Annotated in this window: 21 protein-coding genes and 1 riboswitch; of the genes, 14 read left to right on the top strand and 7 right to left on the bottom strand. The window is 60.1% G+C overall.

Annotated features, from left to right (window positions below; all coding sequences use genetic code 11):
- Nucleotides 1-6 precede the first annotated feature (6 nt).
- Nucleotides 7-216 (bottom strand): Na+/H+ antiporter NhaA, encoded by a 210-nt coding sequence (locus MRS74_RS12800; RefSeq protein WP_254580686.1) that lies wholly within the window; start codon nt 214-216, stop codon nt 7-9.
- 176 nt (nt 217-392) lie between these two features.
- On the opposite strand from MRS74_RS12800, the gene MRS74_RS12805 reads away from it, so the two are divergent.
- The 5 genes from MRS74_RS12805 (at nt 393) to MRS74_RS12825 (ending at nt 4845) form a co-directional block, all read left to right on the top strand.
- Nucleotides 393-1562 (top strand): baeRF3 domain-containing protein, encoded by a 1170-nt coding sequence (locus MRS74_RS12805; protein ID WP_254580687.1) that lies wholly within the window; start codon nt 393-395, stop codon nt 1560-1562.
- Between the two features lie 36 nt (nt 1563-1598).
- Nucleotides 1599-1916 carry an HPF/RaiA family ribosome-associated protein gene (locus tag MRS74_RS12810; protein WP_254580688.1) on the top strand — a complete coding sequence of 106 codons (318 nt, stop codon included), beginning with the start codon at nt 1599-1601 and terminating at the stop codon, nt 1914-1916.
- 510 nt (nt 1917-2426) lie between these two features.
- On the top strand, nt 2427-2825 hold the full coding sequence (locus MRS74_RS12815; RefSeq protein ID WP_254580689.1) for a DUF3461 family protein: 399 nt from the start codon (nt 2427-2429) through the stop codon (nt 2823-2825).
- A gap of 286 nt (nt 2826-3111) precedes the next feature.
- A complete protein-coding gene (locus MRS74_RS12820; protein WP_254580690.1) occupies nt 3112-4350 on the top strand; it encodes an ABC transporter substrate-binding protein in 1239 nt (412 codons plus the stop codon).
- Between the two features lie 15 nt (nt 4351-4365).
- Complete coding sequence (locus tag MRS74_RS12825; RefSeq protein ID WP_254580691.1) at nt 4366-4845, top strand: YbhB/YbcL family Raf kinase inhibitor-like protein; 480 nt, start codon at nt 4366-4368, stop codon at nt 4843-4845.
- Nucleotides 4846-4935: 90 nt separating this feature from the next.
- Here MRS74_RS12825 and MRS74_RS12830 read toward each other — a convergent pair whose 3' ends face one another.
- From MRS74_RS12830 to MRS74_RS12850, 5 genes are all read right to left on the bottom strand, one after another.
- Nucleotides 4936-5694: a sulfite exporter TauE/SafE family protein gene (locus tag MRS74_RS12830; RefSeq protein WP_254580692.1), complete on the bottom strand. Its 759-nt coding sequence runs from the start codon at nt 5692-5694 to the stop codon at nt 4936-4938.
- 125 nt (nt 5695-5819) lie between these two features.
- Nucleotides 5820-7187 carry an NAD-dependent succinate-semialdehyde dehydrogenase gene (locus MRS74_RS12835; RefSeq protein ID WP_254580693.1) on the bottom strand — a complete coding sequence of 456 codons (1368 nt, stop codon included), beginning with the start codon at nt 7185-7187 and terminating at the stop codon, nt 5820-5822.
- A 118-nt stretch (nt 7188-7305) separates the two neighbouring features.
- Nucleotides 7306-8235 (bottom strand): dimethyl sulfoxide reductase anchor subunit family protein, encoded by a 930-nt coding sequence (locus MRS74_RS12840; RefSeq protein ID WP_254580694.1) that lies wholly within the window; start codon nt 8233-8235, stop codon nt 7306-7308.
- A 56-nt stretch (nt 8236-8291) separates the two neighbouring features.
- On the bottom strand, nt 8292-8987 hold the full coding sequence (locus MRS74_RS12845; RefSeq protein ID WP_306421998.1) for a 4Fe-4S dicluster domain-containing protein: 696 nt from the start codon (nt 8985-8987) through the stop codon (nt 8292-8294).
- 12 nt (nt 8988-8999) lie between these two features.
- Nucleotides 9000-11948 (bottom strand): molybdopterin oxidoreductase family protein, encoded by a 2949-nt coding sequence (locus MRS74_RS12850; protein ID WP_254580695.1) that lies wholly within the window; start codon nt 11946-11948, stop codon nt 9000-9002.
- Nucleotides 11949-12479: 531 nt separating this feature from the next.
- Between MRS74_RS12850 and MRS74_RS12855 the strand changes: the two genes are divergently transcribed.
- The 9 genes from MRS74_RS12855 (at nt 12480) to MRS74_RS12895 (ending at nt 23543) form a co-directional block, all read left to right on the top strand.
- Nucleotides 12480-14246 (top strand): SulP family inorganic anion transporter, encoded by a 1767-nt coding sequence (locus MRS74_RS12855; protein ID WP_254580696.1) that lies wholly within the window; start codon nt 12480-12482, stop codon nt 14244-14246.
- Between the two features lie 136 nt (nt 14247-14382).
- Nucleotides 14383-15363 (top strand): AAA family ATPase, encoded by a 981-nt coding sequence (locus MRS74_RS12860; protein ID WP_254580697.1) that lies wholly within the window; start codon nt 14383-14385, stop codon nt 15361-15363.
- A 7-nt stretch (nt 15364-15370) separates the two neighbouring features.
- Entirely contained in the window at nt 15371-17185 is a 1815-nt protein-coding gene (locus MRS74_RS12865) for a cobaltochelatase CobT-related protein (RefSeq protein ID WP_254580698.1), read from the top strand.
- Between the two features lie 367 nt (nt 17186-17552).
- Nucleotides 17553-17627, top strand: a riboswitch (cyclic di-GMP riboswitch).
- 347 nt (nt 17628-17974) lie between these two features.
- A complete protein-coding gene (locus MRS74_RS12870; RefSeq protein ID WP_254580699.1) occupies nt 17975-18946 on the top strand; it encodes a hypothetical protein in 972 nt (323 codons plus the stop codon).
- Between the two features lie 25 nt (nt 18947-18971).
- Complete coding sequence (locus MRS74_RS12875) at nt 18972-19274, top strand: hypothetical protein (RefSeq protein WP_254580700.1); 303 nt, start codon at nt 18972-18974, stop codon at nt 19272-19274.
- A gap of 619 nt (nt 19275-19893) precedes the next feature.
- On the top strand, nt 19894-20835 hold the full coding sequence (locus MRS74_RS12880; RefSeq protein WP_254580701.1) for a TRAP transporter substrate-binding protein: 942 nt from the start codon (nt 19894-19896) through the stop codon (nt 20833-20835).
- Nucleotides 20836-21024: 189 nt separating this feature from the next.
- A complete protein-coding gene (locus MRS74_RS12885) occupies nt 21025-21579 on the top strand; it encodes a TRAP transporter small permease (protein WP_254580702.1) in 555 nt (184 codons plus the stop codon).
- A 14-nt stretch (nt 21580-21593) separates the two neighbouring features.
- Nucleotides 21594-22937, top strand: a complete 1344-nt coding sequence (locus MRS74_RS12890) for a TRAP transporter large permease (RefSeq protein ID WP_254580703.1) — start codon at nt 21594-21596, stop codon at nt 22935-22937.
- A 69-nt stretch (nt 22938-23006) separates the two neighbouring features.
- A complete protein-coding gene (locus tag MRS74_RS12895; RefSeq protein WP_254580704.1) occupies nt 23007-23543 on the top strand; it encodes a universal stress protein in 537 nt (178 codons plus the stop codon).
- 181 nt (nt 23544-23724) lie between these two features.
- Here the strand turns inward: MRS74_RS12895 and MRS74_RS24035 are convergent, their stop codons facing one another.
- Nucleotides 23725-23847, bottom strand: coding sequence for a hypothetical protein (locus MRS74_RS24035; protein WP_256557925.1), 123 nt, complete (start codon nt 23845-23847; stop codon nt 23725-23727).
- Between the last annotated feature and the right edge of the window lie 487 nt (nt 23848-24334).

Genomic DNA, 24334 nt, shown 5'->3' on the forward strand with positions numbered 1-24334 from the left:
AACCACTCACTGCGGGACGGGCGTTTGCGTCGCCTTCAACGTCAGCACAATGGCGATACCGACCGCCGCGGCCAGCAACGAACCGATCAAGATGGCCAGTTGGGCTTCGCGCTCGAAGTGCGTGCCGGCAAACGCCAAGCCGCCGATGAACAGCGCCATGGTGAAGCCGATCGTGCCTGCTGCACCGTGCGCTGCCGCACAGACGAGGTCACTCAAGCCGGTCAGACTGTACGCCTGCCCTGGACGACTTTCTGGTTGCGGGCCTGGTCAAGAACCATGTGGCACGCCGATGTCGCTGCAGACATTGCCGGTGTGCTACCGCTTTAACCAGTCCATGCGGAGTCGAACCCGTCCCCGCCCGCCGGGCCAGAGGCATCAAAAGAGGAAGCAACATGAAGACCACACTCCCCCTCGACACACTCACCCCCGCCAGCCTGGCCGAACTTGCGTCGTTCCAGGGGCGGCCCTGCCTGTCGCTCTACCAGCCGACCCATCGACGCCATCCAGACAACCAGCAAGACCCGATCCGGTTCCGCCATCTGGTGAAGGCGATGGAGACATCGCTGCGACAGCAACACGCGGCCGATGCCGTCCAGGCCCTGGTCGAGCCGTTTGAGGCCGTGGCGCAGGACCACGACTTCTGGAACCACACGCTGGACGGCCTGGCCGTGCTGGGCGCACCGGGCCTGTTCCGCGTGTTCCTGCTGCAGAGACCGGTGACCGAATTGGCCGTGGTGGCCGACAGCTTCCACACCAAGCCGCTGCGCCGATGGCTGCAGTCGGTCGGGCGCTACCAGGTGCTGGCCCTGAGCCTGCATCAGGTGCAGCTCTTCGACGGTGATCGCAACGCGCTCGATGCCGTGGCGCTGGCGGCCGACGTGCCGCGGACGATGACCGAGGCACTGGGCGACGAACGCACCGAGCCGCACACCACCGTATCGTCGTATGGCGGCACCGGCGGCGGCCACATGGCCATGCACCATGGCCAGGGCGGCCGGAAAGACCAGATCGACGGCGACGCCGAACGCTTCTTCCGTGCGGTGGACCGTGCCGTGCTGGAACACCACTCGCGCCCATCAGGCCTGCCCTTGATGCTGGCGGCCTTGCCCGAACACCACCACCTGTTCCGCCAGGTCAGCCACAACCCGTTCCTGATGGCCAGCGGCCTGATGGTCGACCCCCAGGGCCTGACGCAAGACGAGTTGCAGCAGCGCGCCTGGGACGTGGCAGCGCCGCAGCAGGCGGCGCAGCAGGCCGCATGGCGCGATGTCTATTTGTCCGCTGCGGCCAAGGGGCTGGGCAGCGAGGACCTGTCGCAGGTCGCCCATGCCGCAGTGGCCGGCCGCGTGGCGACGCTGCTGATCGAGGCCGAGCGCCAGGTGGCCGGAAGGATCGACGGGGCGACCGGGCGCATCGATCCTGCCGAACTCGACAACCCGCGCGTGGATGACGTGCTCGACGACCTGGGCGCGCTGGTCGAAAAGCTGGGTGGCGAGGTCCACGTTCTGTCGGCCGAGCGCATGCCTTCTCGTACCGGCGTGGCGGCGAGCTTTCGTCACTGACACCGCGTGCGTCCCAAGACGCCACAGGAGAAGCCCATGAAGATCCAACTCAACACCGACGTCCACATCGACGGCACCGAGGCGCTTGCTGCGCAGGTGGCCGCCACGGTCGAGCAGGCACTGGAGCGCTTCAGCGAAGATGTCACCCGGGTAGAAGTTCATCTGAGTGACGAGAACGGCGGCAAGAGCGGGCAGCACGACCAGCGCTGCATGCTGGAGGCTCGTCTCGAAGGCCGGCAGCCGGTGGCGGTGACGGACCACGCCGCGACGCTGGAGCAGGCGGTCCATGGCGCCGCGCAAAAGCTGGCGCGTCTGCTGGACAGCACGCTCGGGCGGTTGCACGACCATCGCTAGAAGACGTCCGGCCTGCGCTTGTCCGGGACGGACCCCAAGAATTGGAGTGACAGCTCTGTCGAGTGACAGTGTTGATTGTCGGCGCGGGGCGACCTCAAGTCCGTGGTGCGCACGATAAAGGCATCCGCTGCGTCGGCCATCGGGCAGTACGAAAGCTCGGTGGGGCTAGTGTACTGCTTCGCTCTTAAAGGCGCTTTTAGCGAGTCGCCAGGAGGTTGACCGCACGGCGCATTTTCGAAGCCATAGTGGGCCTATGTCGAGGAAATGCAACACCGCGGACGGCCTCCTGGCGGCTCGCCCGCAGGGAGCACCCATTAGGGCGAAGCAGCACACTAGAGGTCAATCGAGGCCGGATTCGCAAGCCTGCGTCCGGTCGCGCACAGAGCGCGCTAAACGAGCGGACCACACTCATAGTTGGATTGGCAGCGTTCATCTGTGGCGCGCAAAGCGTTGTTTTGACACCGGTGACATTTGAATACTTTTCCGGAATGGTGGCCTTGTGCGAGACCGATGCCAAGCTCGATTTCCTCTTTGGCCTGGCCGCGCAAGTCCATCCCGATGCAGTTTCGCAGCGGCAAAAAGTGGGACAGCCTAACCGACAGCAGCCCGACGCTGCAGAACGCCGTGATTGAGCTGAACAAGCTGACCACCCAGCCTGCCACCCTGCCGCCTGAAGATGTGAAAGCCCGCTTTCTGGAAGATCTGAATCACCTCGAAACCGTGGTGAACTCAAAGATCGACGAACTGCGCCATGGTGCTCGTGGGAGCTGCGCCCCGCTGCGAAGCTTTTGGAACGATGGCAAGGTTCTCCGGAGCAACAGCCATTCGTCGCGGGGCGCGACTCCTACGGTTAAATTTGGCACCCTGCGGGGAGCTGTCCGTGGCTCCGGGGTGACTCTGGTAGGTTAACAATGAGTGCAGCGAATTACGACAACCGCCGCGCAGCTGCGGGCTTGTGGAGAACCGGGGCAAGGGTGAAGGTGCAAGGTTCAAAGGGCACAGCCGCACCCTGCAAGTTAACGTGCCGCACCCTACAATAAGATATTAAATCGTAAGAATTAAATCAGTAGCAACCAGCATTCCGGACGTGCTACGGCTCAGAAGCATCTAAACTGTTAGCTGAAGGTGTTCAGGTCACTGAGTGGCATCGGCCTGCCGCGATGCCGACACAATACCGCCGCAACGAGACAGCCCCATGAGCCCGCCCCAGGGTCAGCGCAAACTTACCGCCATTCTGAGTGCCGATGTCGTCGGTTACTCCCGCCTGATGGGCGAAGATGAACAGGCAACTGTCGACACGCTCAAACAATACCAGCAGGCCATTGGCCGGGTGATCGAACGCCATATGGGGCGGATCGTTGATGCCCCCGGCGACAACATCCTGGCCGAGTTCCCCAGCGCTGTGGAAGCCGTCAACGGCGCCGTCGAGATACAGAAGGTACTGGCCATTCATGGCTGGAGCACGCCCTCCACCGAAGCCCTGGTCAGCGCTGTTACCGAGGACGAAATACCCTATTTCTCGGCCTCCTACGCCGCTTCCCTGACGGATCCGACCGGCCGTGGCGCCGGAGGCCGGGCTGCCCCCTACAATTTTTTCTATGGCCCGTCCTACTCGGACGCCTGCCGGGGTCTGGTTCAATGGGCCAGCGAAGACTGGAAAGCCCGCGGCAACAGTCGTGTACCCCGGTTTGTCCATATGGGCGAAAACCATCCCTACCCCAATGCCCCGAAGAAAGCCTGTCAGGCCTACGCCACGGAACTCGGCTTCGAGGTGCTGCCGGTCATTGCTATGCCCATGAATCCGGGCGACTTCAGCGCCCAGTGCGGTCAGCTCAAGACCCAGGGGGCTGATTATGCCTACCTCGCCAATACCACTGCGTCCGTATCCGTTTTGCTAAGCACCTGCAGGGGGCTACAGGTCGAAACGCAGTTCATGGTGAATATCTGGGGCTTTGATGAGAATGTGATGAAGACCGCCGGCGCCGCGGCCGACGGTGTGGTCTGGGTCATGGGCGCCGCCAAGTGGGGCGATGATGTCCCTGGCATGTATACGGTGCAGGAAGTCTCCAAGATGTCGGACCCCAGCGGCCAGACGTACCGACCGGTGCACTACATCCGCGGCGTCTGTTCGATGTTCCTTATCAAGGAAGCCATGGAGTGGGCCGACAGGAACGGTGGCATCAGCGGTGCCAATATCCGCCAGGGAATATACCAGCACAAGGACTGGGTACCGGTGGGGCTTGAAGGCGTGTGTTCACCAGCCACCTGGACGCCCGAAGATCATCGCGGCGTGACACGGGTGCTGATCTATCGCAGCCATATCAAGGGCCCGACCGAGGCAGATGTCGCCGAACTGGTCGCACAGGGTGTCATCCGCATGGAGCGCGTCTTTTCAGTGGATATTCCACGCCGACCCGAATGGCTCGGGCTCTAAAAGGAGGGTTTTTAGATGTCATTGACCATCAGCTCACCCGTTTTCAAGGAAGGAGACGAAATTCCGAAAGTCTTTACCTGCGAAGGACGCGATATAGCGCCGCCGCTACAGTGGGCCGGGGTGCCGGCCGAAGCCAAAAGCCTGGTGCTCATTGTCGACGATCCCGACGCGCCGGACCCCGCCGCGCCGAAAATGACCTGGGTGCACTGGGTGCTCTACAACCTGCCACCAGACAGCTACGGACTGCCCGAGGCTACCGAGGCCTCCGATCTGCCGCCCGGCACTGGCGAAGGCTTTAACGACTGGCAGCGTACCGGCTACGGCGGCCCCTGTCCGCCCATCGGGCGCCACCGCTACTTCCACAAGCTCTATGCGCTGGATACCGTGCTGGGCGACCTCGGCGATAAGCCGGACAAGGCGAAAGTTGTCGCAGCCATGCAGGGGCATCTGCTGGCCGAGGCGCAACTGATGGGCACCTATAAAAAAGGAAGTTGAAGGATTCGTGGTGCTAATGTGCGGTATTGCTGTGCGGCAGCATCGCCTTTTGTCCCACAGCAACAAACCGTTGCCGTGGCGGGCGCTGCATTACATGAAGCCCCGGATGCTGAGCCCCAGCCCGGAAAACAGCAGCAGCCCGAATGCCAGGCGGCGCAGCGCATTGTTCGACAGCGGCGGCGGAAACCGGCGCGCCGCAATCGCCGCGAGCATCACGGCGGGGGCGCCGAGTACGAAGAGCCCGATCAGCGAAGGATCCAGCGGCTCAACCCAGAGCACGGCGCTCAGGCGCAGCACCGCGGTGACGCTAAACAGGCACAGCAGCGTTGCCCGGATCGCCGCCATGGAGTCGGGCTGGCGGTACATCATGAAGGTCACCGGGGGCCCGAAGGTGGAAAAAAGTCCGCCCATCAGCCCGGCCAGCACGCCGCTGATGGCAAAGGCGCCGCCCGACGAGGGTTGCTCCAGCTGCTTGACCCGGTACATCATCATCAGGCTGCTGCCGATCAGGCACAGGCCCAGAGTGCCCTGCAGCAGGCCACGCTGGTCGTCGCTGCTGTGGTTCAGCAGCCAGAGGCCAATGAAGGTGGCCGGAATGCAGGCGAGCAGCACCCAGCTCAGTGCCCGGCCGTTGATATGGCGCCAGAGTCCCCCCTTGAGGGTGGTGGCCGAATTGACCAGGCTGAGGGCGCTGACCAGCAGCGCCGTCACATCGATGGGGGCAAGCCCCAGCGCCGTGACACTGGCCATCACGATCAGTCCGAACGCAAAGCCGGTTGTGGCCTGGATATAGCTTCCCAGCGTGAGGCAGAGCAGCAACAGCAGTTCAGAGCCCCCAAAGACGATCATTCAGCATCCTCCCATTCCCTCGGCGATAGCGCGGGTGAAAACCATTAGCCAGCAACCGTGCAGCAACAAAGACTCGGCTGCGCAGGCGGGGCGTTCATTCTACCGCCGGCACGAATGCGCAGTAATCAGTCGGCGATCCACAGCGACTTGATGTTGCAGAACTCGCGAATACCGTAGCTGGCCAGCTCGCGCCCCAGGCCAGACGCCTTGGTACCGCCGAACGGCATGCGCACATCGCTGGCCACGGGCGCATTGACGAAGCAGGCTCCGGCTTCAAGGCGCCGCGCAATGGCTTCGCCGCGCTCGTTGTCGGCAGTCCAGATGCTCGCCCCCAGACCAAAGCGCGTGGCGTTGGCCAGACGAATGGCATCTTCCGCATCCGCCGCCCGCACAATGGACGCCACCGGGCCAAACAGCTCTTCGTCGAATGCCATGTTACCGGGCTTCACGTTGTCCAGCACCGACGGCTGATAGAACCAGCCGGGGCCGTCCTGCACAGCGCCGCCGGCGAGCAGCCGGGCGCCACCGGCAAGGGCCGCGTCCACCTGGCGCTGCAGGCCGCTGCGCAGATCTTCCCGCGCCATGGGCGCCAGGGTAGTGCCGGCCTGCAACGGGTCACCGGTCTGCAACTGCGCCACCCGGGCCAGCAGGCGCTCGACAAACTCGTCGGCAATGCGTGGCGTCAGGATAAAGCGCTTGGCGGCGATGCAGATCTGGCCGGCATTGCCAAAGCGCAGCTTCATGGCGAACTCCACCGCCCGCTCCAGATCCGCATCTTCCAGCACGATAAAGGGATCGGAGCCGCCCAGCTCCAGCACCACCTTTTTCAGGCTCTGCCCCGCCATGGCGGCGATCTTGCGGCCGGTGGCTTCGCTGCCCGTGAAGGCAACACCCTGCACTCGGTCATCGGCAATCACTGCGGCGGTTTGCTCGACCGAAATCAGCAGGGTGCTGAACAGCCCCTCGGGCGCGCCGGCTTCGCGCACTATGTCTTCCACCAGCAGTGCACAGCGGGACACATTGGGCGCGTGCTTGAGCAGTGCGGTATTGCCGGCCATCAGCGTGGGCGCCAGGAAGCGAAACACCTGCCACAAGGGGAAGTTCCACGGCATCACGGCCAGGATGGTGCCCAGCGGCTCGAAGCTCACCAGCGAGCGGCGCGCATGGGTCGGGATCAGTTCATCCTGCAGCATGGCCGCGGCGTGCTCGGCGTAGTGTTCACAGCACTGGGCACACTTGTCGACTTCCGCCAGGGCTTCGGGCAGCAGCTTGCCCATTTCCAGCGAAATGGTGCGCGCCAGGGACTCGCGCTGCGCTCTCAGCACCGCCGCGATGCGGCACAGCAGCGCCCCACGCTGGTCGTTGTCAGTGGCACGCCATGCAAGGCTCGCCGCCTGGGCCTTTCCCAGTCGCGTCTCGAGCTGGGCACCGCTGAGCAGGTCAAAGACTTCAATCAGTTCAGCGGTGGCCGGGTTACGTGATTCAAACATCATTTCAAAGCATCCTTGTGTATCAGGTTGAGACGGGCGCTTCGCAAAGCCTTTACCCGCAAAAGCAGCAGCACCGGTACCCGGCGCGGCTGCTCAGAATTAACGAAAAAGTCGTACTGTCTCAGGTTCGCTGGTCGCCGTGATACAAGCGCACAACATGGCGGGCTTCGGCAAAAAACAGCCAGCGCTCCACCAGCAGACCCGCCAGCGCCAGCAGCGCTGCCAGCACGGTTGCCGCAGCATGACCCTGCATCAGCAGCAGAAAGGGCACGACAAAGGCCAGCGCCACCATGGCAAATCTCAGGCGCAGCAGCTTGTTGGCCGCCACGGTATAGCCAAACTCATTGGTCAGGAAAGTACCGGCACTGTGACCGGCATCCAGCAGCCGCACACTGGCCTGGGTAAAACCGGTGGCGGTCTTGATGGTGGCACCGGCAGGCTTGCCGATCCAGAACAGGTAGATCAGCTTGACCACCGCACCCAGGGCTATCAGGCCCAGGCCTGCGCTGCGCAGGACCGGCGACAGTCCATCCTGCAGCAGCGCCTGCAGCGTTGCCAGGCAGAGCGCACCGGACATCAGCCCCATGGACAGATAGTTCAGCGGCGTCAGCGCCGTGCACCACTGGCGGATGGTTTTCAGGCTCGCATAGATCATGCTGGTGCAAAATAGCGTGACCATGGCCAACAGCGCCGCCACGACCCCGCAAGCGCTGTACAGGCTGCTCAGCTCACTGCCCTGAGCGTAGATGCCAAACAGATACAGCAGCGCCACCGGATAGAAGAGCACGGCGAAGACCGCCTCGCGGGACAGCCAGGAGGTGCGAAAACGCGCAAAGGAACGCCAGGCGTTTTTAGGGTTCGCCAGATGCAGCGTGGATGACAGCAGCCCGATGGTGATCATCAGCAGTGCCAGCACAGCACCGGACAGCAGCAGGGTGCTGTCCTGCAGGGCATTCAGCCCCGCCAGCTGTGCCAGTACCATCAGGGCGAACAGGCCGTAGCCGGCCCCGGAGGTGACGGTAAAGATCAGTACAGAAAATGCCGGATGCATGGCAACAACTCCAGTCCGGGCCCGCTGCCGGGCCCTTTACTATGAATAACGATCGGTTAGCGCGTGATGACCTTGTTAACCCACTGCTTCAGGGTTGCCCCCAGAGAGGGCTTGATCTGGTAGCTTTCCACCACCTTCTTGTTGCGCGGTGGCAGATAGGTATTCACCGGGTTGTAGCCCAGTTCCGGCATCAGCTGCTGACCGCCGCGCTCGCGCGTCAGCCGGCTGACGTCGGAGTTCGGATCGTCGAAGTCACCGAACACCCGCGAGCTGGTCGGACAGGTGAGCACACAGGCGGGCTGACGCTCGGCTTGCGGCAGTTTTTCGTCGTAGATGCGGTCCACACAGAGGGTGCACTTCTTCATGGTGCCTGCCTGCGGATCCAGCTCGCGAGCGCCATAGGGGCAGGCCCAGGAGCAGAGATTGCAGCCCATGCACTTGTCCTGATCCACCAGCACTATGCCGTCTTCCTTGCGCTTGTAGGAAGCGCCGGTGGGACAGACGGTGACGCAGGCGGCATCTTCGCAGTGCATGCAGGACATCGGCATGTGGACGGTCTTGCTGTTGGGTGTGTCGCCCACTTCGTAGGTGCGTACCCGGTTAAGCCAGGTGCCCGAAGGGTCACGCCCGTAAGGGTCCTTGTCCGACAGCGGGCCTATGGTGCCGGAGGTGTTCCACTGCTTGCAGGCGGTGGCGCAGCCATGACAACCCACGCAGGTATCGAGATCGACGACGAGTCCGAGTTTTGCCATCTTGCGTTCCTCCTACTTCTCGCCACGCGTCAGGATATCGAGCATCGGACGCTTGAGGTTGACGTTCTTGTGACTGCTGTAGCTGAGCATCTGCGGCGACGCCTGAGCCCCCGGCAGCGGCTCATGGGACGAGAACAGCGGCCAAGTGCCGGTTTCACCGTCTGCCGCCGGTGTGATCTTGACGCGCAGGTCGTACCAGGCGGCCTGCCCCGTAACCGGGTCTGAATTGGTAATCCGGTCTTGCTGGTCGCCCTTTGCTGGCAGCAGTTCGGAAATCAGATGGTTCATCAGGAAGGCATCGGTCGCCTCGTTGGCGTCCTTCGACAGACCCCAGGCGCCGCCCTTCTTGGCGATGGCGTTCCAGGTCCAGACGGTCTGTTCGTTGCAGCCTTCCATCAATTTCACCTGTGCCCGGATCTTGCCGTTATGGGACTCGACCCAGACCCAGGACAGCTCCTTGATACCGGCTTTCTCCCCCGCCACCCGGTTCATGAACAGATAGTTCTGCGACATGATCTGGCGCAGCCAGGCGTTCTGGCTGTCCCAGCTGTGGTACATGAACATGGGGCGCTGATTCACCGCATGGAACGGATATTCATCACGATCGATACGCTGCTCTTCCAGCGGCATGTAGAAGAACGGCAGCGGATCGAAGTATTTGACCAGCCGTTCCTTGTGGTGCTCTTCGGTGGGCATGGGACCGTCGTACAATCCCTGGCCCGCCAGGCGGAAAGTCTGCAGTTTTTCCGAATACAGCTCGATCAGGATCTGATCGGTGGAACCCACCCAGCCGGCCTCCTTCGCCAGCTCCATGTAGTCGCGGTTGGCATGGCGCATGTAGCGCTGATTAGGCTCCAGCTGGAACTCGAAGAAACCTTCATTTTCTTCATAGGCTTCCCACTGGCGCGGATTCGGCTCACCGCGCAGCGACTTGCTGCCATCCGCGCCTCGGTAGCCCGCCAGGAAACCGATACCGGGCTGCTTCTGGAAATTGACGATGAAATCCTTGTAGCCTTCGTAGCGACGTTCACCCTCGGGGGTGGTGAAGGCGGGGAATTTCAGCCGGCCCGCCATCTCGATCATCACTTCCTGCCAGGACAGCACATCGCGGTCGGGCTGGATCACCGGAATGCGCACCGAGTCACAGGCGGCATGGGGCTCGGAGATCGGCCGGTCAAGCATCGAAATCGTATCGTAGCGCTCCAGATAGGTGGTATCCGGCAGTATCAGGTCGGAGTAGGCCACCATCTCGGAATGGAAGGCATCGGAGCAGACGATAAACGGAATCTTGTACTCGCCATCGTCTTCCCTGGCGCAGAGCATCTCCAGCGTCTGGGCGCTATTCATGCTGGAATTCCAGGCCATGTTGGCCATGAACAGCATCAGGGTGTCGATCTTGTAGGGATCACCCTTGGCCGCGTTGCTGATCACCATATGCATCAGGCCATGGCAGGAGATAGGCGCATCCCAGCTGTAGGCCTTATCGATGCGCAGCGGATTGCCGGCGGCATCGATAACCAGATCTTCCGGGCAGGTCGGGAAACCCAGCGGCGGTGATTTCAACGGCGTATTGGGCGCACATTCCTTCGCCGGCTTGATACCCGGCGGCACATGCTTGGGGAACGGTGGCTTGGCCAGATGGCCACCGGGGCAGTCGATGGTGCCCAGCAGGATCTGCAGCAGATGAATGGCGCGGCAGGTCTGGAAACCGTTGGAATGGGCTGAGATACCGCGCATGGCATGCATCGACACCGGGCGGCCGATGAACTTGTCCTGCTTGCGGCCCGCCCAGTCGGTCCACTCGATATCGAGGGTAATGGTTTCCCTGAACGCCACCTGGGCCATCTCCAGCGCCAGGCGCTCGATGGTCTCGGCGTCCACGCCACATTCCTTGGCCGCGTTTTCGGGGGCGTATGCGTCGTCGAGATACTTGTGCAGCAGAATGCTCATGGCGGTGCGCAGCGGCGTGCCATCCGGCGCCTTGAACTCGCCAAACAGGGCCGGCGCGACATCGGTACGCCTGGCGTCGGCGAAGCTGTCGGTCGTCTGATCCCAGATCTGGATTTCACCGGCGCGGCGGTAAAACAGGCCGTCGCCTTTCACCCCCGGCGTGTTCACCACCAGCTGCGGCGAGTTGGTATAGCGAATCAGGAATTCTTCATCCACCAGCTGATGCCTGAGCAGCACATGCACCATCGACAGCGCCAGCAGGCCGTCGGTGCCCGGGCGAATGGAGATCCACTCGTCGGCGATGGCCTGGTAGCCGGTGCGTACCGGATTGACGGAAACAAACTTGGCGCCGCGTTCCTTGAGCTTTTTCAGGCCAATTTTGATGGGGTTGGAGCTGTGATCTTCCGCCACGCCCCACATCACGAAATACTTGGTGTTGTCCCAGTCCGGGTCGCCAAACTCCCAGAAGGCATGACCCATGGTGTAGAGACCGCCGGCGGCCATGTTGACCGAGCAGAAACCGCCGTGGGCCGCCCAGTTGAGGGTGCCGAACTGGCTCGCCCACATGCCGGTAAGGGCCTGCATCTGATCACGGCCGGTAAAGTAGGCCAGTTTTTTCGGGTCTGTGGCGCGGATCTGGGCGAGGCGCTTTTCGAGGATATCCAGCGCCCTGGCCCAGGAGATGATTTCAAACTCGCCGGCGCCGCGCTCGGTGCCGGGTTTGCGCAGCATGGGGGCACTCAGCTTGGCGGGGGAATTCTGCTTCATGATGCCGGAGTTACCCTTGGCACAGAGCACGCCCTTGTTGATCGGGTGATTGGGGTTGCCCTGAATGAAACGAACCTGGTTGTCTTCCACCGTTACCTTGATGCCGCAGCGACAGGCACACATGTAACAGGTGGTGTATTTGGTCTGCTGCTTGTCGTGCGCCTCGAACTCAGGCAGTTCAACCGAATCGATCAGCAGTTGCGCATCAAGGCTGCAGGGCACATCAGTTTTTACTGAATTCATTATTATTTACCAACCCGGTATCGGTGCCGCAACCTGGAATCTTCGCGCTTGAAAATACATGCGACCACACCCTGGTTATCCTTCACAGCCCCGGCAAACGCGGCACTGCAGCGAGAAGGCATAACGACCATGACGCCAACATATAACTTAAAGGAATATGCGAGGATTAACTGGTTATATTTAAATAGTGTAGAAGATTGCACGGCCAGGCCACAAACGCCAATCAGCAAGGATGTATAGTGCCAGCTGGCAGCGACAGGGCTGAGTCTGAGCCGGGACGCGGCTCTGGGCCCAGACCGATACAACCGCGCATGGCATGACAAAGGCGGTTTATCTGGCTCTATGGACTGGCAGCCTGTCGGGCTTACCATTGATCTACTCGGCTCATGCATCCTGCTTCGCTCTACCTCCTGCGTCCATGCAGCCGTGCGGAAAAGCACGACAGGCTGCCTTTTAAGCCACTAAGCTTGAGTCAGTCATCAAACTGTACGGCGACTCGGATTATTCGGCCGTTCCGACACAGGGGCTTTCATGGCACGCGCACTCAAAACCAGACCCAGCCAGACACTCTGGACACGGCTGTTGCCGTTTTTGCTCTGGGGCCGCCTGCTGAATCGCGAAAGCCTGCGCTGTGACTTTTTTGCCGGTCTCACCAATGCGGTCATAGTGCTGCCCCAGGGCGTGGCCTACGCCCTCATCGCCGGCATGCCGCCCCAGTACGGCCTATATGCCGCCATAGTGCCGGCCATTATTGCAGCGCTGTTTGGCTCATCCTTCCATCTGATTTCGGGCCCCACGGCGGCACTGTCCATCGTCGTGTTCACCACCATCAGCCCGCTGGCCGAGCCTGGTTCCGCCGAATTCATTCAGCTGGCCCTGACGCTGACACTGCTGGCCGGGCTCTTCCAACTGGGGCTGGCGCTGGCGCGCATGGGCGTGCTGGTGAATTTTGTTTCCCATTCGGTGGTCATCGGCTTTACCGCCGGTGCCGCGGTGGTCATCGCCTCCAGCCAGATGAAAAATCTGCTGGGGATCAGCGCGCAGAGCGATGGCACCTTTATTTCCACCTGGGTCGGTGTACTGGAGCACCTGCCGGATACCAACCCTTACTCCCTGGCCGTGGCCCTGTGCACCCTGTTCAGCTGTCTGATCATCAAGAAACTGCTGCCCAGATGGCCCAACATGCTGCTCGCGATGGTCATCGGCAGTCTGCTGGCCGCGGTACTCGGCGCCGCCGAGCACGACATTGCCCTGGTGGGCCCGATCCCCGCGACACTGCCACCGTTGAGCCTGCCGGACTTTTCGCCGGCACTGCTGCACCAGCTGGGCTCCGGCGCGCTTGCCATCGGCCTGCTGGGGCTGATTGAGGCGGTATCCATCGCCCGTTCAGTGGCCAGCCGCTCGCATCAGAATATCAGCGGCAATCAGGAGTTTATGGGCCAGGCGCTGTCGAATATCGTCGGTTCCTTTTTCTCCTGTTATGCCTCATCCGGCTCCTTCACCCGCACCGGGGTCAATTACATCTCGGGGGCACGTACGCCGATGGCGGCCGTGTTTGCCGCCATTGCGCTGGCCATCATTGTGCTGCTGCTGTCGGATCTCACCGCCTATGTGCCCATCCCCGGCATGGCAGGCATTCTGCTGGTGGTGTCCTGGAATCTGATCGACTTTCAGCATATCTGCGGCATTCTCAAGGCCGGGCGCTCGGAAGCCTCAGTACTGATCATCACCTTCCTCGCCACCCTGATCATGGCAATGGAGTTTGCGATCTATATCGGCGTCATGCTGTCGCTGGTGTTCTACCTCAAAACCACCTCCAAGCCGAAAATCGTCCAGGTGCTGCCGGACCCGACATCGCCCACGCCCTTCTTCGTCAGCAACGAAGGCCGCGACCTGCCCGAGTGTCCGCAGCTGCGCATTATCCGCATCGAGGGTTCGCTATTTTTCGGCGCCGTGAACTACGTCAAGCAATACCTGCAGGACCTGCCGGAGAATAACCTGCTGATCGTGGGCAACGGCATGAACTTTATCGATATCGCCGGCGCCGAGCTGCTGGTGCACGAAGCCCGGCGCCGCCGTGCCGCAGGCGGCACGCTTTATCTGAGCAATCTGAAAGGCCGGGTGTCCCAATACCTCGACAAGAACGGCCACATTGAGGAACTGGGGGCAGAGAACATTTTCATCAGCAAGGGCATCGCCATCACTCACATCTATGATCGTCTCGATCGCCCCACCTGCGACAGCTGCACCACGCGCATTTTCAGTGAGTGCCGCCGCGACACCCCCTCAGCGCAATAGCCGCCATTGGCCACATCGGCAGGTACTATCTGGTTCCTCCGTGCCTGCGCGGCCTCCTTTACACTGCTTTTATCCAGCACCCAGCTGCGGCATCGCAACGCCGGAGCTTTGCAGTGTTTAACCTGAGGCAGAACTGATGACCGAGACGATGCTCATTGAACAACCCGACACTATGGTTTCTGTGCGGGAGCGCTTTGGTATCAACTCAGACCTGCGCGTGCCCGCTTTCACCGAGCGTGACGACCATGTGCCGGAAATAGATCCGGCCTACAAATTCAACGAAGATGTGACTCTCGCTATACTGGCAGGCTTCACCCAGGACAGACGCGTCATGATCCAGGGGCTGCACGGCACCGGCAAATCCACCCATATCGAGCAGGTGGCGGCACGCCTGAACTGGCCCTGCGTAAGGGTTAACCTGGACGGCCACATCAGCCGCCTGGACCTGGTGGGCAAGGACACCATCCGCCTGCGCGATGGCAAGCAGGTAACCGAGTTTCAGGAAGGCATAGTCCCCTGGGCACTGCGCCGCCCGGTGGCGCTGATTTTCGACGAGTTCGACGCCGGACGACCCGATGTGATGTTCGTGATCCAGCGCATCCTGGAGCGCGACGGCAAGTTTACCCTGCTGGATCAGAACGAAGTGATACATCCGCACCCCTATTTCCGCCTGTTCGCCACCGCCAACACAGTCGGCCTTGGCAACCTCAACGGCCTGTACCACGGCACCCAGGTGCTCAACCAGGCGCAGATCGACCGCTGGAACATTGTAGCCTCCCTCAACTACCTGCCGCCTGAGGATGAAATCGCCATAGTACAGGCGCGGGTCCCCTCCTTCGCCACAGCAGCAGGACACAGGCAGGTCGCCGCCATGGTGGCTGTGGCCGAGCTGACCCGTCAGGGCTTTGCCAGCGGCGATGTCTCGACCCTGATGTCACCCCGCACAGTTATCTCCTGGGCCGAAAACAACGATATCTTCCACGACCTCGCCCGCTCGTTCCGACTGTCGTTCCTGAACAAGTGTGATGAAGCCGAGCGGCCCATTGTCGCCGAGTACTTCCAGCGCTGCTTCAATCAGGAACTGGCGGAATCCTATCTGCTGCACGCACCCAGCTGAGGTAGCCATGACTCAAAGCGGCTTCAACAAACCGCTCACCGCCTGGAACCCGGAGCAGCCACCGCAACTGGCGCCCCAGGCTGCGGAGAAGAGCAGCGACGCCCCCAGACTTGAGCGCAAACAACAGCAGATGGAAGAGCTGAGCGGCGCTGCCATGCGCGCGCAAACAGGCATCTGCAACCTGCGCTTTCGCGGCCGGCGACTGCAAATCGACGGTCGGGCCTATCCGGTGCGCGTGCCCCATCTGCTTACCAATCTGGAGCGGGACGACTTCGCCTCCTTCCGCGGCGCCGCCGATGGCATCGCCCTGCGGCTGCGGCATAACGACCGCCGCCTGCATGACCGCCTCAAACCCGCCGCGCCCATCGCCCGGCTGGTGTTCGAAATGCTGGAGCAGCTGCGGGTCGAATCCCTGGTCGAGGATCATCACCCCGGCGTGCGCGCCAACCTGACCCACAGATTCAGCGCCTGGAGCGCGCAGTTCCACGCCTCCAGACAGACCGAAAATCATATCGGTCTCATGCTCTATACCCTTACCCAGATGACCTGGGCACTGCTCAGCGGCAACCCGGTGAGCGAAGAATCCGAAATGCTGATTGAAGCTCCCCGCGTCTCCCTGGGGCGCCAGATAGGCGCGCACTTTGGCCTGTTGCGCCGCACCCGCCAGGATCAGCAGGCCTTTGCCGAGCATGCCCTGGCCATCGCCACTGTGATTCAGAACATGATCGATGCGCTGAACCAGGAATTGGCGTTGAATGAAGAGCGCGATGCCTCCGAAATCAGCGAGAACAGCCACCAGAACTTCAGCCTGCTGCTGGAGCTCGAAGGCGATGACGCTGAACTGGGCGGCCAGTCCGCCGCCGCCAGCGAGCGCGAGCACACCGATGATGGCGATAACTATCGCGTATTTACCACCCAGTACGATCGTGTGCTGCAGGCGGGCAAGCTGGTAAGGGCCGAACAGCTGACGGAGCTGCGTGAAAAACTGGACAGCCGCATCCGCGCCCAGGGGCTGAATGTGCCGCGCCTGGCCCGCAAGCTGGCGCGCATTCTGTCGGCGCCTGAGCGTGACGGCTGGGAATTCGGCCTGGAGGAGGGTCGCCTCGATGCCCGCCGCCTGTCCCGCCTGGTCACATCTCCCGGCTACCGGCAACTGTTTCGCCAGGAGCGCCACCAACCCCACAGCAACTCTCTGGTCACCTTCCTGATCGACAACTCCGGCTCCATGAAGGCCCATATCGAATCCATCGCCATGCTGGTCGATGTATTTTCCAGGGCCCTGGAGCAGGCCGGCGCCAGCACCGAGGTACTGGGCTTCACCACCGGACACTGGAACGGTGGCCGGCCCATGAAGCAGTGGCTTGGGCGTGGCAAGCCGGCCAATCCCGGCCGGCTGAACGAGCTGAATCATATCGTTTACAAGGATGCGGACACCCCCTGGCGGCGCGCCCGCGCATCCATGGCGGCACTGCTAAAGCCGGACCTGTTCCGCGAAGGTGTCGATGGCGAAGCCCTGCTCTGGACCCTGGGCCGCATGCAGGCAAGGCGCGAGGAAAGACGCATCATTATAGTGATTTCCGACGGCTGCCCGATGGACAGTGCCACCCTGCATTCCAACAGTGACGACCTGCTGGATGTGCATCTGCGCCAGGTGGTGAGCCAGATTGAAGCCCGCGGCGACATGGAGCTCTATGCGCTGGGTGTCGGGCTGGACCTAAGCCCCTACTATCGCCATAACCTGGCGCTGGATATGGAGCATCGCCTGGATAACGCCGTCTTCGATGAAGTGCTGCAGCTGATCGCCCGAGGGCCTCTCCGCTGATCGGCGGGTGCACCGAATCTTCGCTCGCCCAGCGAGCTCCAACAGAGGCCCACTTGGCGCTTTCGGCTTGGCGCATTAACCGCTATTGGGCTTCGTCCTGGGGCCGCGCGCCGACCTGCGAACCACCGAGTCCAGGGTAACCCCTCCCGGTTTCATGGCTGAAACAGTTTAAAAGGCCAAGATCGGTAAAATCGGTAAACTAAGAAATTGATTTACAGACTTATTCCAAAATAGTCGCCTTTCAGCGACGAATTTTCAAAAATATTCTAAGCACGCCCCATACTGTTAACCCAGTGATACGACTATATTCGTTGTGAACGTCTCGGAGTTTACCGTTGTTAACCCCGAGACCGGCCGGACACGATTCCCATTATCAAGCCACACCCGCAGCGATGCGGGGCCGGAAAGCCACGGATCTCACCGAGATGGCCGGGTTGCCTGGAGATAAACCGGAAGCAGTACGGGTATTGATTGGAGTTGCTTGAGATCCAACCAGGGATGGTATTCAAAAGCACTGGGTTGGCTGGCGACAAGAACAGCAGGCGGTATCGGTAACAAGGACACACCCTTCAGCCATCCTCACCCCATTCAAAACGCCATTCAAAACGCCATTAGCGAGCCATCGAGAACGATGGACGCCGTTCGCTGTGGATACTGGTTCAGACAATCAAACCGGATCGGCGGCACGCCCGACCCATTTCATCATTTCCGCCCGGGAATACGGGATAGCTGGATACAAACCCAATCGAAAGGGTTGATCCACGAATTGGAAACAAGGGGTGTTACCAAATGAAAAAGTTGTCATTACTCAGCATCGCAATGGCCGCCGCCACTCTCGGCTTCCCGGGCGGTGCCGCGCTGGCAGATCACACTATTGACCACGTGGTACTCAACCTGAAGGGAGGACTCGGCGCCGTCGAAACAAGGGTATGGGATTTGGAACAACGGGCGGCGGTGCCTGGTCCGCAAGGAGACAAAGGAGACAAAGGAGACCAGGGTATCCAAGGCGTGAAAGGTGATACCGGAGACCAGGGCATTCAGGGTATCCAGGGCATGAAAGGCGACACCGGTGACCAGGGCATCCAGGGTATCCCGGGCATGAAAGGCGACACCGGAGACCAGGGCATTCAGGGTATCCAGGGCATGAAAGGCGACACCGGTGACCAGGGCATCCAGGGTATCCCGGGCATGAAAGGCGACACCGGTGACCAGGGCATTCAGGGTATCCAGGGCGTGAAAGGCGACACCGGAGACCAGGGCATTCAGGGTATCCCGGGCATGAAAGGCGATACCGGAGACCAGGGCATTCAGGGTATCCAGGGCATGAAAGGCGATACCGGTGACCAGGGCATTCAGGGTATCCAGGGCGTGAAAGGCGATACCGGTGACCAGGGCATTCAGGGTATCCAGGGCGTGAAAGGCGATACCGGTGACCAGGGTATTCAGGGTATCCAGGGCGTGAAAGGCGATACCGGTGACCAGGGTATTCAGGGAGTACCGGGGCTCAGTAGCTGGGAACGCACTTCTCTGCTGTGCACAACGGCAGGCGGCGGCGGATCGGCAAGCAGCATCACTTGCACCGCGATCTGCACAGGAGCCAAAAAAGTCCTTGGTGGTGGAGTAGATAATCGCAACTCTGTCTGGGAGGTAAAAAATACTTACCCCATGACGGATACAAGCTGGACCGCCTCCTTGACCCGTTCGAGCGGGAGCACCGGTGCCGATGCATCCGTCTACGCCCTGTGCGCGAACACTAACTAGCACCGAGATGCTCAGGAGACATGTCATGAAGAGCACTATTGCTGTTTGCGCTGCCCTTGCCATGCTGATGGCCGGTGGCGCCCAGGCGAATCACTGCGACGCCGATCTGGCCGATGCAGAACTGGCGCTAGGCGCGGCGACCATCGCGGTTGAAGCCAATGCGTTGGACGCGGCGGATGCCCTGATCGAACAATCGATCAGCGTATGCGAGTACGAAGAAGACCAGCTGGCAACCGCGGAGCCTGATTCACCGATGGTCGACCCGGACTATGTGACCGTAGGCCAGTCGATGCTGATCAACGCGACGCAGCTGGCCAGCGGCAACTAGAACCAGACGCAGGCGGCCTGCCGCCTGCATTTCAAAACACCCCCAAAAGGGCTGGCGCCAGCCCTTTTATCCTCTCTTCATCCTGCTCGCCGTATCCGTCTGAAAAACAGCCTGTACATGACTGCTCCCACCACAGTTCATCTGCCTTGATGCTGGCCGATTCAGCGCCTTTTCCCTTGGCCCCAGCCATGGATATGAAGTGGCCCTAAACATTCCCACTGGCAAAGTTGAATATAAAACGACCGCCTACCCTAGCAGCCTGTCGGGCTTGGCCGGTCGTAGCGAGGGAAAGAACGATTTGAATTAGTTTTTGAGCTCTTTAGAGGCAAATAGTGGTTCTATTTAACAAAAAAGAGTACACAAAATAATCCAATTCGGCTTTTCCGCAGTAGATCAGTGTTAAGTCCGACAGACTGCCAGCAGGGTGAGCGTTCGGGGCACGGACTGATGCCCTGAAAGGCATTGCCAGACCTCGTGTCCGGCAGTGCTGACCAGAATAATAACAACCCAGAACTCGTTGATGGACCCAGAATCGGAGCTACAAATGAAATTCACAAGTAAGGCTACGAAAGTTCTATCCCTGTCACTCTGCCTCGCTGTTTCCGCAGTTGTGAGCACAATGGCACAGGCCAAAACCTTCAAGGTTGCGGTCGGTGATGCCGCAGGCGGCACCCAGCATGAGCTCGGCAAGAAATTCAATGAAGTACTGATGGAAAAAACCGGCGGCAAGCATGACGCCAAACTGTTCATGAATGGGCAGCTCGGCAGCGAACAGGACACGGTGAACGACGCAGCAATAGGCACCCTGGATTTCTCCATCCTGGCCATCAACAACGTAACCCCCTTCTCCCCCAGCGTCGGCGCCCTCACCCTGCCATACATGATCCAGAGCCTGGACGATGCCATTAGCCTGACCCAGGGCGCAGTCGGTGAGCAGCTGGTCGAGAACACCCTGCGTGATGCCGGCGTACGTATCATCGGCTGGGCCTATTCCGGCTTTCGCGTGCTGACCAACTCCAAGCACCCGGTCACCACCCCGGCGGACCTGAAAGACGTTGTCGTGCGTGTGCCCAAAAACGAAATCATGATCGATACCTACAAGGCCTGGGGTATCAACGCCACACCTATGGCCTGGTCCGAAACCTTCACCGCGCTGCAGCAGGGCGTTGTGGATGGCCAGGACAACCCGTACATCACCGTGTATGCGATGAAGTTTGATGAAGTGCAGAAGTACGTCACCAACCTGCGCTACCTGTTCTCTATTGAACCTCTGATCGTCAGCGAATCCGTGTTTCAGGATCAGTCCGCCGAAGACCAGGCTGCCATCCTGGAAGCCGGCAAGGCTGCCACGGCCCACAGCGCTCAGTTCCTGCGTGAGCAGGAAAGCAAGATCAAGACGGAGCTGACCGAGAAAGGCATGGTCATCGCGGACCCCGCCGATAACGAGAAAGAGTGGATCGACCTTGCCACAAGCAAGGTCTGGCCGAAGTATGTCGACAGCATCGGCGGCAAGGACGTCCTGAACAACGTACTGAAATCGCTGGGCCGCGACGAAATCTGATCCCTTGTCAGCGGCCGCCCCTGCGGTGGCCGCACAGTGCATCGGTTTCCACCAGAAGGCTGTCTGGATAGGCGGGGCCGAGCACCTTGATCAGCCCTCTTCCGACAGCCTTCTGGCTTTATATCAGCACGTTAAATGCAAGACGCTGCCCGTCGGGCAGGCCTGTCCGCATTTCCAGGAGAACTCACTATGGCAAAAGCCACGGTTCTATTCAGAATTCTCGGTAATATCGAGAGTTACATCTGCCGAACTCTCCTCTCCGTATTCGTCATACTGCTTTTTCTGCAGATCATTTCACGGGAGTTGTTCCAGCATTCGCTTTCATGGACTGAAGAGCTTTCGACCTACATGTTTGTCTGGTTCGTATTCTTTGGCGCCAGCTATGCCGCCAAGCTGTCGGCCCACAACCGTGTCACCTTCCAGTTCAAGCTCCTGCCTCCCAAGGTAGGTGTCATCATGGAAGCCATTTCTGACCTGATCTGGGTCTGCTTTAACTGCTATTTCGTGTACCTGAGCTATGACTTTGTATTCCACAAGATGAATCTTTTCTGGAAATCTCAGACGCTCGGCGTACCGATGAAATATATATACCTGATTCTGCCTATCGCATTTTCCCTGATGACTATTCGCATTCTGCAGGTTAATTATTACAAGCTGATCAAAGGCATTGATATTCGAGATCCCGAGTCGCTCGAAGTCGAAAAGCTGATGGACTCAGACAATCAGAATACCAAGTCCGTCTAGGTCAGGAGTTTGTAATGGTTGAATCATCCATCGTCATCATATTGTTTGGCAGCTTCATCGGTCTGCTGCTGATGGGCGCACCTATTACCGTCGCACTGGGCGTATCGGCACTGGTGTCATTTCTCTATCTGGACGAAAACCCGATCAAGTTTGTTCAGATCGCCTTTACCTCCGTCGGCTCCTTCCCGCTCATGGCGCTGCCCGCCTTTATTCTCGCCGGCGCCCTGATGGAAGCCGCCGGTATTTCGCGCCGTCTGGTGCATCTGGCGGAAAGCTTTGCCGGCCCCGTGACCGGTGGCATTTCAGCCGCCGCGGTACTGGCATGCATGTTCTTTGGTGCCATTTCCGGTTCCGGCCCCGCAACCACCGCAGCAGTGGGCATGCTGATGATCCCGGCCATGATCAAGCGCGGCTACGACAAGGGTTATGCGTCGGCCATTACGGCATCGGCTGGTAGCCTGGGGATTATTATTCCTCCGTCGATTCCCATGGTGATATTCGGCATTTCAGCCATCGGCATGGTCGCGCCACCTGAAGCCATTGCCAGATTTGGCGAGTTTCAGACAGTATCGATTCCCAAACTCTTTATTGCAGGCTTTGCACCCGGGCTGATTATTGCCATCACCTTGCTGATAATGAACTATGTGAGCTGCAAAAAACGCGGTTACCATGGTACCAGCGACGGCTGGTCATCCCACCAGATCATAAAGGCATTCAAAGAGGGTTTCTGGTCAATACTCGCTCCCCTGGTAATTCTGGGAGGTATTTATACCGGCTTCTTTACCCCGACCGAATCCGCCATCGTCGCCATCTTCTATACCCTGTTCGTAGGAGTGTTCATCCACAAGGAGCTCAAGCTCGAAAGTATTTACCACTCCCTGGAAACTACCACCTGGCTGAGCGGGCGTGTGCTGCTGATTCTGTTCACCGCCACTGTGTTCGGGCGCTTGCTGGTTGAAAACCAGATTCCCGCCATCGTGGCCGAGTCCATGCTCAGCATTACCGACAACCTCTATCTGATCTGGACCATGATCATCGCCTTCCTGCTGTTTGTCGGCATGTTCATGGAAACCCTCGCCGCCATTATGATACTGACGCCGGTACTGCTGCCCATCGCCTACAGCCTGGGGATAGACCCGATCCACTTCGGTATTGTTGTGGTCTGCTGCCTGGGAATTGGCTTTCAGACGCCACCGCTGGGTGAAAACCTGTTTATCGCCTCCGGCATATCCGGCACCTCGATCGAAGAGATTTCCCTGCGGGCTCTGCCCTTTGCGTTTGCATCCATTGTGGGCGTGTTCATCATCGCCTTCTTCCCCGATCTGACGCTCTTCCTGCCCAGGCTGCTGGGGTATTAGTCACTGAATCGGGCCCGAGCCAGGCAAGGGCCCGTTACGCGGCATATTGAAGAACTTGAGGTAAATACCATGCTGCCAGAATTTAAAACAATCCTTTACTGTACCGACCTGTCGAAAAACGCCTCCTTTGCGTTCAAGTACGCGGTTTATCTGGCCAAATCCACGGGCGCGGATATTCACGTGCTGCATGTAATTGAAAAGCTCTCGGACGATGCCCACTTCGCGTTACAGACCTACGTGCTTAATGACAAAAGCCGGGATGATTTTCTGCATCACCGCATCCAGCATGCCCGCGAGCGGCTGAATGAACGCCAGGATTATTTCTGGAATGTACTGGCGCCGGAAGAAAAAGAATTTCGCTCAAAAATAGTCTCCGTCGATATTGTGGAAAACTATCCGGCAGAAAATATCCTCAAGAAGTCACGGGAACTGCAGTGCGACCTGATAGTAATGGGTGCCCATGAGAAAGGCCGCATCATGCATACCTTCCTCGGCAGTGTGGCAAAAAGCGTGCTGCGCCATTCCAAAATACCCACCCTGGTCGTGCCACTGCCTGACAAGGAAGAGGCCGCCAAGGAAAAGGCCGCCGCCAGGAAGCGCTCCTAAAACATCTTCTAACTTATATACCCGGGGCCAAAAGCTCCGGGTATATCCCTGATATCCGAACAATAAAGCTTCTTGATAGCTCGCCTCAATAGCCCCTCTAACATTGCCCACTCGGGCCGCGTGAACGTGCCGTGCAGTGCCCTGATGCAAAAGACGCACTGCCAGCCAGACACCCATGTCATCAAGATAGACGCAGCGGCTTCGCCGAGCCACACACCGCAAAGACCCGCGCCAGGGCGGTATCGGGCCCGGCCCGCATATCCAGCGGCCCCGTGGCCAGCCAGGCCTCATCAATGCGGATCATCGCAGCAGCTCCTGCAATCAGGGTAGGCAGCGATCGGCCTGCGCCACGGGCCAGCTCACGACCAGGTTGCCACCCGCGCGCAGGATCTCGATGCGGATGCTGTCGGCAGGGCTCCGGTTTATCTTTTGAGTTGGGTTTAGCCGTCCGCATACGCTACTAGGCGCCGCGGCGGATAAAGAGCGGATGGGATCAGGTGCTACAGTGCAGCTTTATCCGTAGGAGCTGCGCCCTCGCAGCGAATGCGTTCGGCCGGCACAGTGTAAACGGATGGCATCCTTTGCGCCTCGCAGGCGAGCCGTCCAACGGGCGATGCACGCCGCGGTCGCGATATCGGGCCGAAGCTGCGCTTCATCGTTTTCCGATATCGCCCTACTATCACATGGCAGGGCGGCCGCAAGCGGCGCGCTGTACCTTCCCCATGTGAGGGTTATCACCCGCATCGATCCATAACGGAAAAACCCCGGCCTCAACGAGACCGGGGTTTCCG

This window comes from Marinobacterium sedimentorum, from assembly GCF_024267675.1.
GTDB classification, from domain to species: Bacteria; Pseudomonadota; Gammaproteobacteria; order Pseudomonadales; family Balneatricaceae; genus Marinobacterium_A; species Marinobacterium_A sedimentorum.

Bases quoted from the DNA above. Each gene is read 5' to 3' on its own strand.
- MRS74_RS12810 (WP_254580688.1), top strand. From the start codon at position 1,599: ATGAAGATCCAACTCAACACCGACGTCCACATCGACGGCACCGAGGCG.
- MRS74_RS12885 (WP_254580702.1), top strand. From the start codon at position 21,025: ATGGCAAAAGCCACGGTTCTATTCAGAATTCTCGGTAATATCGAGAGT.
- MRS74_RS12825 (WP_254580691.1), top strand. From the start codon at position 4,366: ATGTCATTGACCATCAGCTCACCCGTTTTCAAGGAAGGAGACGAAATT.
- MRS74_RS12840 (WP_254580694.1), bottom strand. From the start codon at position 8,235: ATGCATCCGGCATTTTCTGTACTGATCTTTACCGTCACCTCCGGGGCC.
- MRS74_RS12850 (WP_254580695.1), bottom strand. From the start codon at position 11,948: ATGAATTCAGTAAAAACTGATGTGCCCTGCAGCCTTGATGCGCAACTG.
- MRS74_RS12835 (WP_254580693.1), bottom strand. From the start codon at position 7,187: ATGATGTTTGAATCACGTAACCCGGCCACCGCTGAACTGATTGAAGTC.
- MRS74_RS12880 (WP_254580701.1), top strand. From the start codon at position 19,894: ATGGCACAGGCCAAAACCTTCAAGGTTGCGGTCGGTGATGCCGCAGGC.
- MRS74_RS12875 (WP_254580700.1), top strand. From the start codon at position 18,972: ATGAAGAGCACTATTGCTGTTTGCGCTGCCCTTGCCATGCTGATGGCC.
- MRS74_RS12865 (WP_254580698.1), top strand. From the start codon at position 15,371: ATGACTCAAAGCGGCTTCAACAAACCGCTCACCGCCTGGAACCCGGAG.
- MRS74_RS12845 (WP_306421998.1), bottom strand. From the start codon at position 8,987: ATGGCAAAACTCGGACTCGTCGTCGATCTCGATACCTGCGTGGGTTGT.
- MRS74_RS12820 (WP_254580690.1), top strand. From the start codon at position 3,112: ATGAGCCCGCCCCAGGGTCAGCGCAAACTTACCGCCATTCTGAGTGCC.
- MRS74_RS12805 (WP_254580687.1), top strand. From the start codon at position 393: ATGAAGACCACACTCCCCCTCGACACACTCACCCCCGCCAGCCTGGCC.
- MRS74_RS12895 (WP_254580704.1), top strand. From the start codon at position 23,007: ATGCTGCCAGAATTTAAAACAATCCTTTACTGTACCGACCTGTCGAAA.
- MRS74_RS12830 (WP_254580692.1), bottom strand. From the start codon at position 5,694: ATGATCGTCTTTGGGGGCTCTGAACTGCTGTTGCTGCTCTGCCTCACG.
- MRS74_RS12890 (WP_254580703.1), top strand. From the start codon at position 21,594: ATGGTTGAATCATCCATCGTCATCATATTGTTTGGCAGCTTCATCGGT.
- MRS74_RS12860 (WP_254580697.1), top strand. From the start codon at position 14,383: ATGACCGAGACGATGCTCATTGAACAACCCGACACTATGGTTTCTGTG.
- MRS74_RS12855 (WP_254580696.1), top strand. From the start codon at position 12,480: ATGGCACGCGCACTCAAAACCAGACCCAGCCAGACACTCTGGACACGG.
- MRS74_RS12870 (WP_254580699.1), top strand. From the start codon at position 17,975: ATGAAAAAGTTGTCATTACTCAGCATCGCAATGGCCGCCGCCACTCTC.
- MRS74_RS24035 (WP_256557925.1), bottom strand. From the start codon at position 23,847: ATGATCCGCATTGATGAGGCCTGGCTGGCCACGGGGCCGCTGGATATG.
- MRS74_RS12815 (WP_254580689.1), top strand. From the start codon at position 2,427: ATGCCAAGCTCGATTTCCTCTTTGGCCTGGCCGCGCAAGTCCATCCCG.